This is a genomic window from Psychrobacter sp. ANT206 (genome assembly GCF_056880555.1).
On sequence record NZ_CP096271.1, the window covers coordinates 142,475 to 160,118 of the forward strand.

The 17,644-nt window shown below is 43.2% G+C and carries 17 protein-coding genes; 13 read left to right on the forward strand and 4 right to left on the reverse strand.

Annotated elements, in window-relative coordinates; all coding sequences use genetic code 11:
• Positions 1-27: 27 nt before the first annotated feature.
• The 8 genes from mazG to yjgA all read left to right on the forward strand — a co-directional run bounded on the left by mazG (position 28) and on the right by yjgA (position 7,689).
• Entirely contained in the window at positions 28-891 is an 864-nt protein-coding gene (mazG, locus tag M0221_RS00600) for a nucleoside triphosphate pyrophosphohydrolase (protein ID WP_483284046.1), read from the forward strand.
• A gap of 73 nt (positions 892-964) precedes the next feature.
• A complete protein-coding gene (locus tag M0221_RS00605) occupies positions 965-1,276 on the forward strand; it encodes a ComEA family DNA-binding protein (protein ID WP_483284047.1) in 312 nt (103 codons plus the stop codon).
• 164 nt (positions 1,277-1,440) lie between these two features.
• Positions 1,441-3,702, forward strand: coding sequence for a polynucleotide adenylyltransferase PcnB (gene pcnB / locus M0221_RS00610; RefSeq protein ID WP_483284048.1), 2,262 nt, complete (start codon positions 1,441-1,443; stop codon positions 3,700-3,702).
• A gap of 34 nt (positions 3,703-3,736) precedes the next feature.
• Positions 3,737-4,303: a 2-amino-4-hydroxy-6-hydroxymethyldihydropteridine diphosphokinase gene (folK, locus tag M0221_RS00615; RefSeq protein ID WP_483284049.1), complete on the forward strand. Its 567-nt coding sequence runs from the start codon at positions 3,737-3,739 to the stop codon at positions 4,301-4,303.
• Between the two features lie 67 nt (positions 4,304-4,370).
• The gene (panB, locus tag M0221_RS00620) at positions 4,371-5,171 is read left to right on the forward strand and encodes a 3-methyl-2-oxobutanoate hydroxymethyltransferase (RefSeq protein WP_483284050.1); all 801 of its coding nucleotides are present in this window, start codon (positions 4,371-4,373) and stop codon (positions 5,169-5,171) included.
• A 51-nt stretch (positions 5,172-5,222) separates the two neighbouring features.
• On the forward strand, positions 5,223-6,086 hold the full coding sequence (panC, locus tag M0221_RS00625; protein WP_483284051.1) for a pantoate--beta-alanine ligase: 864 nt from the start codon (positions 5,223-5,225) through the stop codon (positions 6,084-6,086).
• A gap of 59 nt (positions 6,087-6,145) precedes the next feature.
• Positions 6,146-7,108 carry an RNase adapter RapZ gene (rapZ, locus tag M0221_RS00630; protein WP_483284052.1) on the forward strand — a complete coding sequence of 321 codons (963 nt, stop codon included), beginning with the start codon at positions 6,146-6,148 and terminating at the stop codon, positions 7,106-7,108.
• A gap of 68 nt (positions 7,109-7,176) precedes the next feature.
• Positions 7,177-7,689: a ribosome biogenesis factor YjgA gene (gene yjgA / locus M0221_RS00635; RefSeq protein WP_011512503.1), complete on the forward strand. Its 513-nt coding sequence runs from the start codon at positions 7,177-7,179 to the stop codon at positions 7,687-7,689.
• Between the two features lie 150 nt (positions 7,690-7,839).
• Here yjgA and M0221_RS00640 read toward each other — a convergent pair whose 3' ends face one another.
• Positions 7,840-8,460, reverse strand: a complete 621-nt coding sequence (locus M0221_RS00640; RefSeq protein ID WP_483284053.1) for a thiol:disulfide interchange protein DsbA/DsbL — start codon at positions 8,458-8,460, stop codon at positions 7,840-7,842.
• A 376-nt stretch (positions 8,461-8,836) separates the two neighbouring features.
• On the opposite strand from M0221_RS00640, the gene ubiG reads away from it, so the two are divergent.
• From ubiG to M0221_RS00660, 4 genes are all read left to right on the forward strand, one after another.
• Positions 8,837-9,667, forward strand: a complete 831-nt coding sequence (ubiG, locus tag M0221_RS00645) for a bifunctional 2-polyprenyl-6-hydroxyphenol methylase/3-demethylubiquinol 3-O-methyltransferase UbiG (RefSeq protein WP_020442510.1) — start codon at positions 8,837-8,839, stop codon at positions 9,665-9,667.
• A 34-nt stretch (positions 9,668-9,701) separates the two neighbouring features.
• Entirely contained in the window at positions 9,702-10,412 is a 711-nt protein-coding gene (locus M0221_RS00650) for an HAD family hydrolase (RefSeq protein WP_011512506.1), read from the forward strand.
• 102 nt (positions 10,413-10,514) lie between these two features.
• Positions 10,515-11,390, forward strand: a complete 876-nt coding sequence (locus tag M0221_RS00655) for a YciK family oxidoreductase (RefSeq protein ID WP_440825629.1) — start codon at positions 10,515-10,517, stop codon at positions 11,388-11,390.
• A gap of 123 nt (positions 11,391-11,513) precedes the next feature.
• Positions 11,514-11,780: a DksA/TraR family C4-type zinc finger protein gene (locus M0221_RS00660; protein WP_149409012.1), complete on the forward strand. Its 267-nt coding sequence runs from the start codon at positions 11,514-11,516 to the stop codon at positions 11,778-11,780.
• Between the two features lie 120 nt (positions 11,781-11,900).
• Here M0221_RS00660 and M0221_RS00665 read toward each other — a convergent pair whose 3' ends face one another.
• Both M0221_RS00665 and ompR read right to left on the reverse strand, forming a co-directional pair.
• The gene (locus tag M0221_RS00665) at positions 11,901-13,088 is read right to left on the reverse strand and encodes a CobW family GTP-binding protein (protein ID WP_483284054.1); all 1,188 of its coding nucleotides are present in this window, start codon (positions 13,086-13,088) and stop codon (positions 11,901-11,903) included.
• 43 nt (positions 13,089-13,131) lie between these two features.
• Positions 13,132-13,896, reverse strand: a complete 765-nt coding sequence (gene ompR / locus M0221_RS00670; RefSeq protein ID WP_011279439.1) for an osmolarity response regulator transcription factor OmpR — start codon at positions 13,894-13,896, stop codon at positions 13,132-13,134.
• Positions 13,897-14,314: 418 nt separating this feature from the next.
• Between ompR and M0221_RS00675 the strand changes: the two genes are divergently transcribed.
• Positions 14,315-16,837: a Tex family protein gene (locus tag M0221_RS00675; protein ID WP_483284055.1), complete on the forward strand. Its 2,523-nt coding sequence runs from the start codon at positions 14,315-14,317 to the stop codon at positions 16,835-16,837.
• Positions 16,838-16,972: 135 nt separating this feature from the next.
• Here the strand turns inward: M0221_RS00675 and M0221_RS00680 are convergent, their stop codons facing one another.
• On the reverse strand, positions 16,973-17,401 hold the full coding sequence (locus M0221_RS00680) for a hypothetical protein (protein WP_483284056.1): 429 nt from the start codon (positions 17,399-17,401) through the stop codon (positions 16,973-16,975).
• Between the last annotated feature and the right edge of the window lie 243 nt (positions 17,402-17,644).

Consider the following 17,644-nt stretch of genomic DNA (forward strand, 5'->3'; position numbering starts at 1 on the left):
CCAATAAAAGTATAAGAGTGTTTTTTTATGAGTAACCCAAAAAATAAAGCTAAAGTGCCAACACCGGTACTAGGAACGCCAAAAGCAAGTGGCGAATTAGCGGATTTGTTGTCCTTAATGGCGCGGTTGCGTAGCGATTGCCCGTGGGATAAAAAGCAAAGCAATCATAGTCTAATTCCTTATGCGATTGAAGAAGCCTATGAGCTCGGCGAAGCGGTACAAAGTAATGATGATGAAGACATCAAAGGCGAGCTTGGAGATGTGCTGCTGCAAGTGGTTTTTCATTGTCAGATGTACGCTGAACAAGAGCGCTTTGATATGAGTGATGTGATTACCACTTTGCAAGAAAAGCTGATTCGCCGGCATCCGCATGTGTTTGAAGCAGAAACGCTTAAAGATGAAGCCGCGGTAAAAGAACGCTGGGATGAGATTAAGGCGGAGGAGCAAAAAGTGCGCGCTGCACGTGGTAAACCACAGCGTCGTTTGGACAATACCAAAGCAGGTAGTGCGCTGATGCAGGCGCAGGATGTACAAAAACAGGCGTCAAAACTGGGTTTTGATTGGGAAGGTGTCAGCGGTGCGTTCGATAAGCTTAATGAAGAAGTGAGTGAGTTAAAAGCTGAGCTATTAGATAAATCAAAAGACGATATAAACGCCAATATTGCTGATATTGAAAAGGAAATTGGTGATTGCATGTTTGCGCTGGTTAATGTGGCACGCAAATTAGACCTTGATGCGGAAACAGCAACGCTGACCTGTGTACATAAATTTAAATCGCGTTTTGGCTATATTGAAGATCAACTAGCCGCTGCTGGCAAGCGCTTAGAAGATAGCAATATTAATGAAATGGACGCATTATGGGAAGCGGCTAAACAACATGAACGCACCTAGTAAGTATTTACTCGCTACCTTGCTCCCTAAATTACTCCAAAAAAGGGGTTTCTATTTAGTGGGCATGCTTTCTATGATTTTTACGTCAATTAATACTGCTAATGCAGCACCGTGTTTTGATAATGCCCAAAGTGCTTATAACTACTTACTGACGCAAGAGACAGCGCAAACTCAAGCACGTATGCAGTCAATGATTAATATTAATCGAGCAACAGAAGGTGAGCTTACGTTGCTACATGGTATCGGTAGCAATAAGGCGCAAGCCATTATCCTATATCGTGAGATGTTTGGCAGTTTTAGAACGGTTGATGAATTGACAAAGGTAAAGGGTATTGGCGCAAAAACCGTTGATAAAAATCGAGGACGTTTGACCGTGCAAGATTAATCGCTGTATTTTACTTTAATTAACCCCAATATTGACAAAATAGCATGTAAGTAACTGTCTAAATACACCCACCATGGCCAAAATTTGTTAAACTAGCACGTACATCCGCCTGATTGACGCTGTGTTCGTCAGGGTGGTTAAGAAAAAAGGCAAGGAGTAGATGCATGGCCGAGCGTGCCGCCAAGCAGTTAGAACTGAATAAATCTGAATTACCCAATTCTATTACCGAAGTAATCGCAACCCTAACCCGAGCTGGGTTTGACGCCTATATCGTCGGTGGTGGCGTGCGTGATACCTTGCTAGGACTGCGTCCAAAAGATTTTGACGCGGTCACTGATGCCAAGCCTCATGAGATTAAAGACGTCTTTGGTAAGCGCTGCCGTATTATCGGTCGCCGTTTTCAGTTGGCGCATGTGTACTCTGGGCGTGAGCTTATCGAAGTAGCCACCTTCCGTGGTCCACCTATTAATGATTCTAATACCAATCAAGACGGTATGATTCTGCGCGACAATGTATGGGGTGATATCAAACAAGACTTTGCCCGTCGTGATTTTTCTATCAATGCCCTTTATTATCAGCCACTTAAAGGCATAGTTCATGATTTTTGCGACGCGCTTGAAGATATTGATAATAAAATTATCCGTTTATTAGGCAATGCACCGATTCGTATCGAAGAAGATCCGGTCAGATTGCTGCGTGCCTTGCGTTTCAAAGCAAAATTGGGTTTTGAGTTTGATAGCGAATTAGCCGCACAGTTCCATGATGGCAACTGGTCATTACTTGAGCAAATCTCTCCGCACCGTCTGTATGATGAAACGCAAAAGATGTTTACCGGTGGTTATTTAGTACCATTATTACCGTTATTGTTTGATTCAGGCGCGATTGATAGTCTCATCATTTATCCGCCTTCTGAGCCAAGTGCCTTAGTTAAACAAGTCGCTATTAATACCGACAAACGTATTGCTGCTGGCAAAAGTATCAACCCAGCATTCTTTTATGCCGCTTTGCTGTGGGAGAACTACTTACATCAACTAGAAAAAGCCAAAAAGCGCAATATGCCTTTTGCGGATGCACAAATGCATGCAGCAGGCAAAGTGATTGATCGTCAACGTATCAAGACTGCCATTCCAAAATTTGCTGAACAGTTTATTCGTGATATCTGGATATTACAGCCAAAACTGGCCGCGCCGCGTAGCAAACAGATTGTACAGCTATCTGAGCATCCACGTTTTCGTGCCGGTTTTGATTTCTTATTATTGCGCGAGCAGTGCGGCGATGCAGAGCATCCACTTTCTGAATCGACTAATGATATGGGCGAGTGGTGGCAGACCTATCAAACCTTGACTGAGCAGCAGCAGGATCAAGCGATTGATGACTTTGATGAAAATATCCGCCGCGGTGCTTATAAACAAGGTCAGCGTGGTCGTGGACGCAATCGTCAAAAGCAGCAGAACTCGAACGACAATGCTAAGTTAAGTCAGTTAGATAATGACTATCAAGGTAAAGCGCTGAGTAATGGTCATGCAAAACCAGCAATGGTTAATGATGCCTCAAATGTGCCATCACGTCGTCGCCGTGCCAGTCAGCATACTTCTGCTAATAGTAAAAGTTATAGCCCGCAGCAACTCACACAAGACAATAATGAGCTGGCACAGTTGCAGCAATTGTCTTTGGCGAGCAGTAATAATGGTAGCAATCAGCAGCACACGCCGAAACCTGCCCCATTGTTTGTCATAGAACAGGGCAACGTCGTACCGCCTTTGAAAAAGCAGCTATCTGGTTCAGATAAAGCACTGCCTAAAGCGACGCAAAAAGCGCCTATTCAAAAAGTGCTTGAGCAAGCAACAGTTAGTAAAAAGGCATCGGCAGATAGTCAATCGCAGCCGCAAGAAAAAGCTGTTAATAAAGCGAGTGACTTAACTAATAGATCTCATGCACCAAAAGAGTCAGTGAATACTCAGATTTCTTCAACTAATGCTCGTAGCTCCGATTATGCAGAGCGCAACGTCGCGCAGTCACCAGCACTTGTTAGTATGAATAATGAGCCGATACCGCACAAGCGCCGTCGTCGTCAGCCTACTGTGATTGACAATAGTGGTATTGTCGCACAGGCTAGCAGTGCTAAAGAAGCAACGACAATAGACACTAGTAGTAATGAGAAATCATCTGGGAAGTACGCAAAAAAAGTGCCTAAATTAGCTGTTGGCTCTACTGATAACGTCATTGATAAAGCACCGAAACCTGCTAAAGCATCAAGTACTAAGCCTACTAAAGCCAAACGAGACACTAGTAGTCAAAGTGCTACTAATCAAAGTTCTAACGAACCGCAAGATGCTAATAAAGTAGCTAACAGTAACATGAATGCCAATAAAGGCCCTGTACCATCGAAACGTCGCCGTCGTCAGCCAAGCGTCAATGACGTTTAACGTTGACAGCGAATATAAGAGTAAAGTGATAACGATGAACACGCGCTTTAATAATACTGATTTTGATAGCAAATCTATCGCCATTTGCTCTTGGGTCACTTGTTATGTTGGCTTGGGTAGCAATCTGGCAAATGAGCTTGGGGCGCCTGTTGATCATTTACAGCACGCGTTTGAGATGATGCAAGAGCAAGAAAAGATACGCACTGTGCGTATTTCTTCATTTTATGCTTCGGTACCGATGGGACCGCAAGATCAGCCAGATTTTATGAACGCCGTTGCTGGCTTTGAAACTATATTTACGCCGTTTGAGCTGCTGACATTTTGCCAACAGTTGGAGCAGCAAGCAAAACGTGCCCGCCTGCGTCATTGGGGTGAGCGTAGTCTTGATGTGGATATATTGCTATACGGCGATGAGCGGATTTCTGAGCCAACATTAACGATACCGCATGTGGGTTTGCATGAGCGTAATTTTGTTTTGATACCGTTACGAGAGCTCGCACCTGAGCTAATGATTGTAGGAAAGTCGATAATCGACTATCCCCAAAGCAGCGATTGGGCAGGTTTGAAGCTGTTAGAACATGATGCGTCAAGTCATAAATAAAGAGACATTCATTTAAAGTGAATGACAGTTGATTGATATTCAGAAGTATTGAGGATGATATAACGATATGACAACGTTATCTACTTTAAATAAGTTTAAAAAAGACGGTACCAAATTTACTTGTCTGACCTGTTATGACGCCATGTTTGCGCGCATGATGGAAAAAGCGCAGATTGATACGATTTTAATCGGTGATAGCTTGGGTATGGTGGTGCAGGGTCATGAGTCAACTTTGCCTGTTACCGTCAATGATATGGCTTACCACACTGCTAATATCGCCCGTAGCAATAAGCACGCGCTTATTTTAGCGGACTTACCCTTTATGAGCTATGTGACGCTGCCTGAAGCCGTTATTAATAGCCGCAAGCTGATGCAGGCAGGCGCTCATGTGATTAAAATTGAGGGTGGTCGTGAGCTTTGCGAGTTGATTACAACATTGGCGCAAGCAGGTACGCCAACTTGTGTACATTTAGGCTTAACACCGCAGTCGGTAAACGTTTTTGGCGGTTATAAAGTCCAAGGTCGCGGCAATGAAGCAGGTCAAAAACTCCTTGACGATGCACAAGCTGTGGTTGACGCTGGTGCAGCGCTTCTGGTACTAGAATGTGTGCCTGCTGAGCTTGCCAAAGCGGTAACGGAAGCCGTCGCTGTACCAGTGATTGGTATTGGGGCAGGCGCCGATACCGATGGTCAAGTATTGGTCATGCACGATATGCTCGGTATGGTTCATGGTCGCGCGCCGCGTTTCATCCATAATTTTTTGACTGATGAGCGTAACACTGAGCACAGTATCGAAGGCGCATTTGCCTTGTATCAGCAGTCAGTAAAGGAAGGTAGTTTTCCAACAGAGCAGCACCAGTTTAGCTAAGCAAATATAGAATTTCAGTAATTAGGTCCATCAGTAAAAGAGCAGTTAACCATGCCGACGATTCATTACCATATCTCAGACTTACGCGTTGCTCTGCAGCCTTACCGAACAGCGCAGCGCATTGCTTTAGTACCTACAATGGGCAATCTACACGATGGTCATCTGGAGCTGGTAAAAATTGCCAAGCAGCATGCAGATATCGTGGTGGTTAGTATTTTCGTCAATCCAACGCAGTTTGGGGTTGGTGAAGACTTTGATAGCTACCCTCGTACCTTAGATGAAGATGTCGCGAAGCTTACCACGGTTGGTGCTGACTATGTTTTTGCTCCTACTGTTGATGAGATGTATCCGGTACTACCGCCGCCGACCACTATTCTCGCTGGGACTATTACTGAGCAACTATGTGGCAAAACCCGCCCCAATCATTTCGATGGTGTCGGTATTGTTGTCTCTAAGCTCTTCAATATCGTGCAACCTAACATAGCCGTATTTGGGCAAAAAGATTATCAGCAATTAGCCATTATTAAGCAGTTGGTTCGTGATTTGAGCTATTCAATTGATATTATTGGCGCGCCTATTATTCGTGCTACTGATGGCTTAGCGTTATCATCGCGCAATCAGTATTTAAGCGAGTCTGAGCGCCAAACAGCGCCTATCTTACAGCAGGAGCTGCAGTATTTAGCCAAACAGATTACCGATAATAAACAGCCGTTAGAGGTGCTTTTGACAGCAGCTCACGAGCGTATTACTAGTGCGGGGTTTATGATTGATTATCTAGAAGTAAAAACAACTGAGCTAACGGCTGTTGATGATGAGAGTATTAATAACCATCAAGTCTTGGTTATTTTAGTGGCTGCATGGCTAGGTCGTGCACGCTTGCTAGACAATCGATTGGTCACGATTAATAAAGTTTGATCACGCTGCTATTTATAATATTGTAATTTGCGGGATGCAATTTATAAGGATGACGGAACATGCAGGTAAATCAAGACACCCATAATGCTCAATCAAAGCTAACAGATTCTAACGAATCCACTGGTGATAAACTAAGTATACTGGTAGTGTCAGGACGTTCAGGCTCAGGGAAAACCTCGGTACTAAATATCCTTGAAGATCTGGGTTTTTATTCTATTGACAATTTGCCTTTGTCTCTTGTGCCTGAAGCGGCGCAAAAGCTGGTCTGTGATAGTGGAATTAAACGCATTGCCCTTGGGGTGGATATTCGTACGCCGCGCGCAGATTTATCTAACTTTGATGCAATCCATGACAGTTTAAAGCAGACCTATGGCGAAGAGGCGGTCACGGTGATGTATGTGACGGCGCAAGAAGAGACGCTGGTTGCACGCTTTAATGCCACGCGCCGCATCCATCCGTTGATGGTGTTAGATACCAAAGGCGTAGAAAATAACGTTTATAATTTACCAGCAGCTATTGAGAAAGAAATACAGCTTTTGCAGCCGATATTTAAGCATGCCGATATCAAGATAGATACCAGTATGCTCAATATCCATCAGCTAAAAGAGCGTCTGCGTGATTATGTGGGTGTAGATAATCAAATCGTGATTAATTTGCTATCGTTTGGTTTCAAGTACGGCAGCCCTATCGATGCAGACTTCGTTTTTGATGTACGAATATTGCCCAATCCTCATTGGAATCCGACACTGCGCTCGGCGACAGGTCTTGACGCTGAAGTGAGTGCATTTTTTGCCGATTATCCAGAGGTCGCTGAGATGACGGGAGATATCGCTACATTCTTGAATCGTTGGTTACCTGATTTTTTACATAATAATCGTCATACGGTAACGGTTGCCATTGGCTGCACCGGTGGGAAGCACCGCTCGGTATTTATCACCAAACACCTGCAAGATAGATTGCAAAATAGCTTGCCAGAAGGCTTAACCGTGACGGCGAAACACCGTGAAAAGCATCGCTGGTAGCGTTTGCTAAACCTTTTATACTTAATTTTTTTATACCTATTATTTATTTTTAAACATGGAAAGCTTTTATGATTGACTGGTCAGAACAAGATATGCGCGTCTCACGCACAGAGCTCAAAAAAGCTCATGAGCGCCTGCAACAGTTGTCGATACCGCTTGCCAGCTTATCGAAGAAACAACTTAAAGCTTTACCTGCCAGTGATTATTTTATGGCGGAATTAATGGCGCTTGCCGATATCACAAGCGCTAATGCGCGTAATCGTCAGACCAAACGTGTTGGCAAGCTTATGATTGAAGAAAATCGCCATGAACTGATAAAAGCATTATTTGATGCCTATTTTCCTAAAGAGCAAGTTTCTAAGATAGAGAGCTGGTATGAGCGTTTAAATATCAATGATGAAGGGACGCTCAAGCAGTTTGTCAAACAATATAAAGCCTCTGAGCAGCATAGTATGTATCAGCTATTGCTCTGGATTGAGTACGCTAAGCATACAAACGATGAGGAGCTAATGGCGGAGTCAAAAGCAGATTTGGCCAGTTATATCCGTGAAGTCGCTATTTTAACGAATCTAAAAAAATAGCGATAAGAGATATAGGCAAGCGAATTTGGTTAGTGGGTACCTATAAAACACTAAAGATAGAATACTAAAACACAAAAAAGCCAATCAGTAAAGATTGGCTTTTTTAATGGATCAGAAATAGCGTTTTTATATTTTTTTAAAAAACTAATGTTACTTTTTCTCTGCGCGTACTTTGTCGACTAGGAAATCAACTACTTTAGGTACGGTAGCACTTTCACCGGTTACCACGTACTTGCCTTGCACGACAACGGCTGGCACACCTGATAGCTGATAACGCTTGGCGCCTGCTTGTGAGCGACCGATTTTGGTACCAACAGCAAAAGAGTTGTAAAGGCTATTAAATTTCTTTTCGTTTACACCTTTTGAGGCATACCATTTGCTTAATGAAGACTGGTCAAATAATTGCTTACCATCTTTATGTACGGCATCAAATAACGCGTCATGGGTCTTGTCTTCAAAACCCAGTAATTGCGCGGCATAAAAACCACGGGCACTGGCTTCCCAAACAGGGTTCAATGCTGCGGGTGTTTTAAAGAATGCCACATCTTTATCTTTGTTTTTTGCCCATTTTTCCATGTGTGGATTAAGGACATTACAATGCGGGCAACCATACCAAAAAAACTCACGCACAATGATAGCATCACCGCTGATTTTTTCTGGATTATCTAACACACGATAGTCTTTTCCTGCGACATAATTGGCAGCTTGTGCACCAATATTGGCAAATCCAATAGCGCAAGCCAAACCAGTTAATGCGATGATACGTTTCATACTTATTCCTTGAAATAACGACATTCAGAAGTTTGCTTTAATAGTTATAGCTTTGATAGTCATATAAATACCAAAGCAAATAAGCAATGACAAAGTCAATAGACGACGATAGGTCGACTGAGTCGACCTACTATAGAATAGCAACTATAATAGCGTAAAATGCGGCAGTTTGTGAACCAGATTCTTAACTAATGGTTGTAATGCTGTCAGTCATTATTTAAGGTATCTTACTTATAGCCTGTTATTCTATTTTTATTGACCTTTAAAGCATCAATAAAGCAATTCACAATCGGTGACGATGTACTTACGGCAGCTTTGCGGCTCGCATGTTAATATTGAGTCTTTAGTCACATACTATAACAATAAAGGAAAAACTATGAGCCAAGCTTTATTTTCTGGGCAGCCTTTGCACACTCAAGCAAATGATAGTGGCATGGCCGACGATACCATAAACGCTATCAATGTCGATCCAAGCGAAGTTGAAAAATTTAATAAATTGGCGGGTGAGTGGTGGAATAAAACCGGTGCCTTTGCTACCTTACACGAAATCAATCCGCTGCGTCTAAACTGGATAGAGGAAAATGTGAAGCGTGGCTACGTGAGTGCTGATAGTCAAAAAACGGCAGAGATGGGCTTGGCGGGTAAAAAGGTTCTTGATGTCGGTTGTGGCGGTGGTATCTTGTCAGAATCGATGGCACGTCGCGGCGCAGATGTGACAGGTATCGATCTTGGGACAGAAAATCTTAAAGCAGCAAGCCTCCATGCTGAGCAAAGTAACTTACAAGATACCTTGCGCTATCAGCATATTCCGGTTGAGCAATTGGCTGCTACCCATGCTGGTCAGTTTGATGTGGTTACCTGTATGGAGATGCTAGAGCATGTACCAGATCCAGCCGCTATTGTAGATGCTTGTTTTAAGCTGTTGGCGCCAGGCGGCGTATGTGTACTATCAACGATTAACCGTAATCCAAAATCTTATTTGTTTGCTATCGTGGGTGCAGAGTACGTATTGCGCTTGCTTGATCGCGGTACGCATGATTATGCCAAGTTTATTACGCCAGCTGAGCTCGATAAAATGGCAATTGATGCAGAGTTTGCGCGCCAAGATATCATTGGACTGCACTATAATCCATTGACCAAGCGTTACTGGCTAGCTCAAAACGTCGATGTCAACTATATGATAGCAGTACAGAAACCTCTCGCTTAATACCCTTTTATCACCTTAATTAAGAGCCTTCGTAATGAGCCAATTTGTAAAAGCGGTCTTATTTGACCTAGATGGGACATTGATAGATACTGCTGCCGATTTTGTACGTATTATTGGCAAAATGAGCCAAGAAAACGGCTGGCAAGCGCCGTCTGAGACAGAGATTCGTGAGCAAGTATCGGCAGGTGCTTCAGCGATGGTGCAGCTTATGCTACGTCATAATGAGCAAACAGACTTTAGCGAAGAGACGTTGCTTGAATTTCGTCAGCAGTTTTTAGATGATTATGAAGCAGATATTTGTGTGGATAGTCATGTTTTTGACACGCTTGAGGACGTTTTAAGTGCCCTTGAAGAAAAAGGTGTACCGTGGGGTATAGTGACCAATAAACCGCGCTATTTGTCAGAGCTGTTATTAGAAAAAATGCAGCTAGATACGCGCTGTGCGGTTTTGGTTTGTCCTGATGATGTGTCACGCCCTAAACCTGACCCAGAGCCTATGTATGCGGCGCTAGAGAAGCTTGGTATCCCTCGCGGCGCTGCTGCAAGTGTGATTTATGTTGGCGATCATATCCGTGATATCGAAGCTGGTAATGCCGCTGGTATGCCCACGATTCTAGCCGCTTATGGTTATATTCCGCCTGAAGATCAAAACAACCTGAAGAAATGGGGCGCAGATTATATTACGGAAACCCCTGAACAGTTGAGTAAGTTACTGCTTTCTTCTGGTAAATTCGACTATTTATAACTCCAATGAGCCACAAGATCAGCGTGTTATCAGGCAAAATTTAACAACATAGCATAATGGTTAACCATCCCATTTATTAAACGATAAGTAGTGAGTAACGCCATGAGTGACAATATCAACCCATTAGCGAATCAGTCGGCAAACCATTCAGCCGACAATATAGCCAATAATATTGCAAGCCATCAGACTGAATTGCAATCGTCTGCAACCGAATTAACCCACGGGGATATTCGTGACTTTGTACCCTCTGAAAACTGTTTAGATGGCAAGACCATTTTAGTCACAGGCGCAGGTGATGGCATTGGTCGGGTCGCTGCATTGACCTATGCACGCTATGGCGCAACGGTGCTGCTATTAGGACGTACCAGTAGCAAGCTTGAATATGTCTATGATGAAATCGAGAGCTTTGGTGGTAAGCAACCTGCTATGTTACCGATGAATCTGGAAGGCGCTACCTATGCAGAAATGCAAAAGCTAGAAAATTTGATTCATAGAGAAGTGGGTCAGCTAGATGGGATATTGCATAATGCTGGGATGCTTGGTCCATTGACGCCACTTGAGATGTACGATGTAGATATGTTTGCTCAAGTCATGAAGATTAACTTCACAGCGACCTTTATGCTTACCCAAGCGCTACTGCCGTTACTCAAAGATGCACCGCATGGTTCTATCGTATTTACCTCTAGCAGCGTTGGTACGCATCCTCGCGCATTTTGGGGTGCTTACGCGCTGTCTAAGCAAGCGGTAGAAGGAATGAGCGATATCTTTACCCAAGAGACGCAAAACACCACCAATCTGCGTTTTAACTGTATCAATCCGGGTGGTACTCGCACCAATATGCGCGCCCATGCTTATCCAGGTGAAAATCCGATGAGTCTGAAAACTCCTGAAGATATTATGGCAGGCTATGTATGCTTGATGAGTGATGAGAGTATCAGGGTACGTGGACAAGTGGTTGAGTTACAACCCAAGAATTGAGCGACAATTTGTCTGCGCTGGCAGATTGAAATTGCTGATATCTAACCCCATCTATTTGTTATTAAAGAGCTTTATGCTAGGCTGAAAATAAGCGTAATTAATAAAAATAAATAGGATAAGACTATGGCAGGTGGTTGGTCAAGAGATGGTGCTGAGCATGAGCAAATGGATGCGACCGTTAACGATGCGCTAGAGCGCGCACGCCGTGCATTACCGACAGGTAAAAGCGCAGAGTGTTGTGATGAATGCGGCAATCCCATTCCAGAAGCACGGCGCATTGCAGTACCCGGTGTACAGCATTGTGTTGGCTGTCAATCTGAGCTTGAGCAAGAAGCAAAAGCTGCGGAATTGTTTAATCGCCGTGGCAGTAAAGACAGTCAGTTACGCTAATAAAACCAATGCTGCTCAATAAAAAAGCCTCCACTATCAAAATAGTGTGGGCTTTTTTATTGGTTCTATTTTTATCAACAATCTTTCTATCACTACAATAGATGGCTATGCAATCATTAGCTATAGTATCAAGGCCATGAGTTCATGGTCATAGGCTTCCCAATCTAGCTTAACCTCTATCGCATCTTTTTGCCCAGTACTTGTTTGCAAAATAATTTCTAGTCGGCTGTCGGCTTGTACGCTCACTGTCTTTGTAGACAAGCTATCAGGCGTAAAATTGATTTGTAGCCAGCCATTAGACGTATGCAATACGCCTTTGATGCGTTGCCAGTTTGGTAGCGTTAGCAGCCAATCCTGTAACTTATCAGCATTTAATATATAGTCCGCTGGTAGTCGCCAACCTGCAACCACGATATCTTGCTGTATTTCATGATAACGATAGGGCAGCTCGATGTCTTTGTCTGCCTGAATATTATTATCGTTTGTGAAAGGGTTGAATAATGACTTATTCGATAATGAATGACTCAGCGGCTGCAAGCTAATCACAGATTTTTTCGGCTGAGCAATATTAACTGTCCGCTGTTGTGAGATAGTCTGGCTAGGCTTGTTCAGCTGCGTGCTTAACACTGCTGAATAGTCATTTGATGTGCTTATATCGTTAATTGTGGTCTGATCATCAGATTCTGCCCAAATAATAGTAATTTGCGCATTTAACTCTGCTACCCAATCTTGTAATGCTTGCTTATCGTCAGTACTTAATTGGGCATAGCGATTAATGACCAAGACATCGGCATCACGAATATGCGCTTGGAACCCTTCGTGAGCACGATATTTTTCTCGTTGCCACTGCAAAGCGTTAAGTACAGTTATGACCGCTTGCATCTTTAGAGCCGTCTGCCAATGCGGCGCGCTAAGCTGCCGTATAAGCTCACGTGGATGAGCAAGCCCTGTTGGCTCAATAAGCAGACGTTGCGGATGATGGTCACTGAGCAGGCGACTAATAGCGATTTGTAGAGGTAACTGGCTGGTACAACAAATACAGCCGCCGCTAACTTCACGAATGGCGATATTATTTTGAGCGGAATCGCTATCTTGTGAGCTTGAAACCAAGGCTGCATCGATACCAATCCGACCAAACTCGTTAATCAATAATGCCCAACGCTCATCAGTGGATTTATCGGCAATCAATTGGTTAATAAGTGTGGTTTTGCCAGAACCCAAAAACCCTGTCACCAAAGTGCAGGGTATATTTTGATGAATAATAGAGGATTTCAATGTTGCGCCCGTTGTATTAATAGGATTACCCATTAATAGTATGATATATCAACGGACACAAGCAATACTTAGAAATTTAAAGTGATTCGCTCTTAGCTGCTTCGACTTCTGCTTCGTCAGGTACGAATACATAGCCTACGCCCCAGACAGTCTGGATATAACGTGCTTGTGAAGGATTGTCTTCAATTAAGCGGCGCAGACGTGATACTTGAACGTCAATTGAACGCTCCATCGCGCCCCATTCACGACCACGGGCAAGGTTCATCAGCTTATCACGGGTCAATGGCTCGCGTGGATGCTGAACCAATGCCTTTAGTACCGAGAATTCACCCGTCGTTAAGGTGACAACATTGCCGTCGCGTTTGAGCGTACGTGTCGATAAATCAAGTGTCCATGGACCAAATTCTACTACTTCAAGCTGATGACTTGGTGCCCCTGGTAGCTCACGATTTTGACGACGAAGTACTGCTTTGATACGTGCTAATAGCTCTTTTGGATTAAATGGCTTTGGTAGATAGTCATCCGCACCCGCTTCTAGACCTGCGATGCGATCAGCGTCGCCACCTTTAGCCGTGAGCATAATAATAGGGATGTCGCCATTGTCTTCGCGCAGACGCTTACAAATACTGATACCGTCTTCGCCTGGTAGCATCAAATCAAGTACCACTAATGAAAAAAGCTCACGCTGCAACAGCTTATCCATTTGACTGCCATCGTGGGCAGTACGGACAACAAAACCATCGTCTTCTAGAAAGCGCTGTAACAAAGAGCGCAATCGTGCATCGTCATCAACGACTAGAATACGCTGAGTTAAGGTATCGGGGCTGTTATTTTCAGACATACAGGCATCCTCTTATAAAAATTATTATTAGCAAAAATTATTGTTAAAACGCACCAGTCAGTATATTTACTCTCAATAAAAACAGTGTGAATACCACTTTTACCATTTATTAGTGCAACTATTTGAGCATCATTCCATTGATTGGCAAAAAATTATAAAAATGAGAACTATTGTTCAGTACGTTGGTACACAGCAATATTTGTGCTGATGAGACTTTAGTGTATAAGATTGCAGTCATAATTGCATCACTGATAAAGGCAAATGCTGTAGGTGTTTGTTTAATAAAGCGTCAAGAGTGTGCTCATTAAACGATTTTTGCGATAAATAACACGATAAATAACGAAAAGATAAAAAGGATTTCTATTCATGCAGCTTTTGCTATAATGCAAAACTACATTTCTCAACGATTGATACGTCTATGAGTAGCACTGATACCTTAACGCCATCTCAAACCTCGACAAATGCACAGGTTTTGGATGCAACCACACACGCGAATATTCACGACAAGCTTGCTCGCGCGCTTGGCATTAAGACTGCTCAAGTCAATGCGTTTGTCAAACTGTACGATGAAGGCGCGACCGTTCCGTTTATTGCCCGTTACCGCAAAGAAAAGACGCAGAATCTCGACGATGCGCAATTGCGCGCACTAGAGAAGTCTCTCAATTATGAACGTGATATGGCAACCCGTCGCCTTAAAATTATTGAATTACTGAGCACACAAGGCAATTTGACTGACGAGCTGCAGACACGTATTGATAATGCAACCTCAAAACTTGAGCTTGAAGACATCTACTTGCCATATCGTCCGCGCCGCCGTTCACCAGCTGCCAAAGCACGTGCTGCTGGTCTTGATATTGCTGCACAAGCAGTGTTGACGCAAAACGTGACGCCAACCGATGCATTAGCAGACTATCAAGTACAATCAAGCATTACTGATGAAAGCGGTAATGAGATTGAAGTTGATTTTAGTGATATCGAGAAGCAACTTGCTGGTGTACAAGCCATTATCGTAGATGAATGGACGCAAGCATTAGACTTGTTAGATCATTTACGTAGCAGTTTTGCCAAAACAGCCAGTATCGTATCGAGCGTTGCCAGTGAAGAAAAACGTGAAGTCGGTGAAAAATTCAAAGATTACTTTGAGCATAGCGAAAGCCTTGCACGTTTGCCAAATCATCGCTTATTAGCGATGCTACGTGGTCGTCAAGAAAACGTCTTGGGTCTAAAAATTGAAGGCGAAAATGCGCCTTTTATTGAAAAAATTATTAAGCATTTTGAGATTGATGCTAAAGCGCCAACTGAGCGTCAAGAATTTTTGACAGAAGCGGCGAGCAGCTTATGGAAAGACAAATGGCGTCCGCATATCGAGCATCGTTTATTGACTGAAAAGCGTCTGACTGCAGAAGCGGCTGCGATTGATGTTTTTGCCAATAATTTACAGCATTTACTGATGTCAGCACCGGCTGGTCGCAAAGTTATTTTGGGTGTTGATCCCGGTATCCGTCATGGCGTTAAGATGGCGATTGTTGATGCTCAAGGTCATGTGATGTTAGATGGCGAAGACAAGCCTGTTATCGCAACGGTTTATCCATTTGCGCCTGATAATAAAATGACTGAAGCCAAAGTGGTTATCGATGAGTTATTAAGTACTTATAATGTGGATCTAGTGGCTATCGGTAATGGTACGGCAAGCCGCGAAACAGACGCAATGATTAAAGAGATTTTGGCGGCGAACGAGTCATTAAAAGCTAAAGCAGTCATCGTGAATGAATCTGGCGCGTCAGTCTATTCTGCCAGTGAGCTTGCTACTGATGAGCTTGGTAATTTAGATGTCTCTGTACGTGGGGCAGTATCTATTGCTCGTCGTCTACAAGACCCATTGTCAGAGCTGGTCAAGGTAGATCCAAAAGCCATTGGTGTTGGTCAATATCAACATGATGTCAATCAAGCTCAGTTGGCAGATAGTCTTGATAAAGTCACACAAGACAGCGTTAACGCCGTTGGTGTTGATGTGAATACGGCAAGCCCCGCTATCTTGGCACACATTGCTGGCTTAAATAAGAATGTTGCGCAGCAAATCGTTACCTATCGCAAAGAGCATGGCGCTTTTGATAGCCGCGAGTCATTGAAAAATGTGCCGCGCTTAGGTGCTAAGACCTTTGAGCAAGCCGCAGGCTTCTTACGCATACATGATGGTAGCAATCCACTTGATGCAACTGGTGTACATCCAGAAAGCTATGCGCTGGTCGACAGCTTACTTGCCCAAACAGGTAAAGCCTTGCCAGAAGTTATAGGTAACGATGGTGTGTTAAATAGTATCGATACCACAGCGCTAGCTGCTAATGATGAAAATGTTAGCGTAAAAGCGATTTTAGATGAGCTTGCTAAGCCCGCTCGTGACCCACGTCCTGAGTTTAAGACGGCTAACTTCCGTGAAGATGTGAACAGCATTAAAGATTTGAGCGAAGGCATGACATTAGAAGGGGTTGTTACTAACGTGACTGCCTTTGGTTGCTTCATCGATGTTGGCGTGCATCAAGATGGTCTGGTTCATATCTCGCAAATGGCCAATGACTTTGTCGCAGACCCGATGAACCGCGTCAAGCCCGGTGATATCGTCTCGGTCCGTGTCATCTCTATTGACGAAAAACGCGGTCGTATTGGTTTTAGTATGAAACCTGAAGCTGAAAAGCCTGTACGTCCAGCAGCGAAACCTGCGACGGCAAATGTTACTAATAATGATGAGAATACCAGTCGTCCGCGCAGTAATCGTCCAGCTGGCGATAAGCGTCCGTCTAAGCCTAAGCGTCAACCTAGTAGCAGCAATAATAGCGACAGTCGCAGTAAGGCGCCTCGTGCAGAAAAAGCAGAATCGCCTAGCAAAATGGGTACTTTCGGCGCGCTATTGCAAGAAGCAGGTGTGACTAAAGTTAAGAAATAAGACGTCTTATTCTAACTAGAAACAAAAAAGGCAGCCTTTAGGCTGCCTTTTTATTAAATCAAATATATCAATGGTGTTTTTTGATCACTATATTTATTTCAAGAATCGCCTTAGTATAATTACTTAGGTAGTTACTTATAGCTCATCTTCTTCTGCTAAGTCTTCTTCTACATCTAACACTACATCTTCAGAGACAATTTCCGTTGTTTGTAATTCTGAATTTTGTGAAGCTTCTGCTGGCGCTTTTATTTCGGTAGTCATTGGTTGTTGACCGTTTGGCGCTTTTATCTCAGTAGTCATTGGCTGTTGACCAATATTGCTATTGACGCGTGCGCGCGAAATCGTTTGAGTTTCGCTAATCGCAAACGGCGTCATTTTGCTTGTTTTAGAAGTATTTGCATCAGTCTCATTGCCTGTGCTTTCAACTTTGGCTTCAACAGCAATCTCAGCAGTGGCGATCGTCTTTTTAGCGGCTTTAGTATCAGCTGGAGCTGCCATTGCCAATGTCGGAACAGTAAGTGCCGCGCCAATCAGTAATGATAAAGCTAGAGTATGGTTTTTCATTTATTTAATCCTCAATTTATATTTTTATAATGTCAGCTAAAATGGTCGTAGAGATAACTTTGATTAAATGCGATCTGATATGATACTTATCTATGTAGAATACAGAATCTATATATTTAAAATAACTAATATATAATCTATAGAAAAAATAAAATCATGATAATCAATAGGCGACTATCATGATTGATTCGTACAAAAATTCTGGTCAGTGCATAACGTTATCTATAAATATAAAAGACGTTG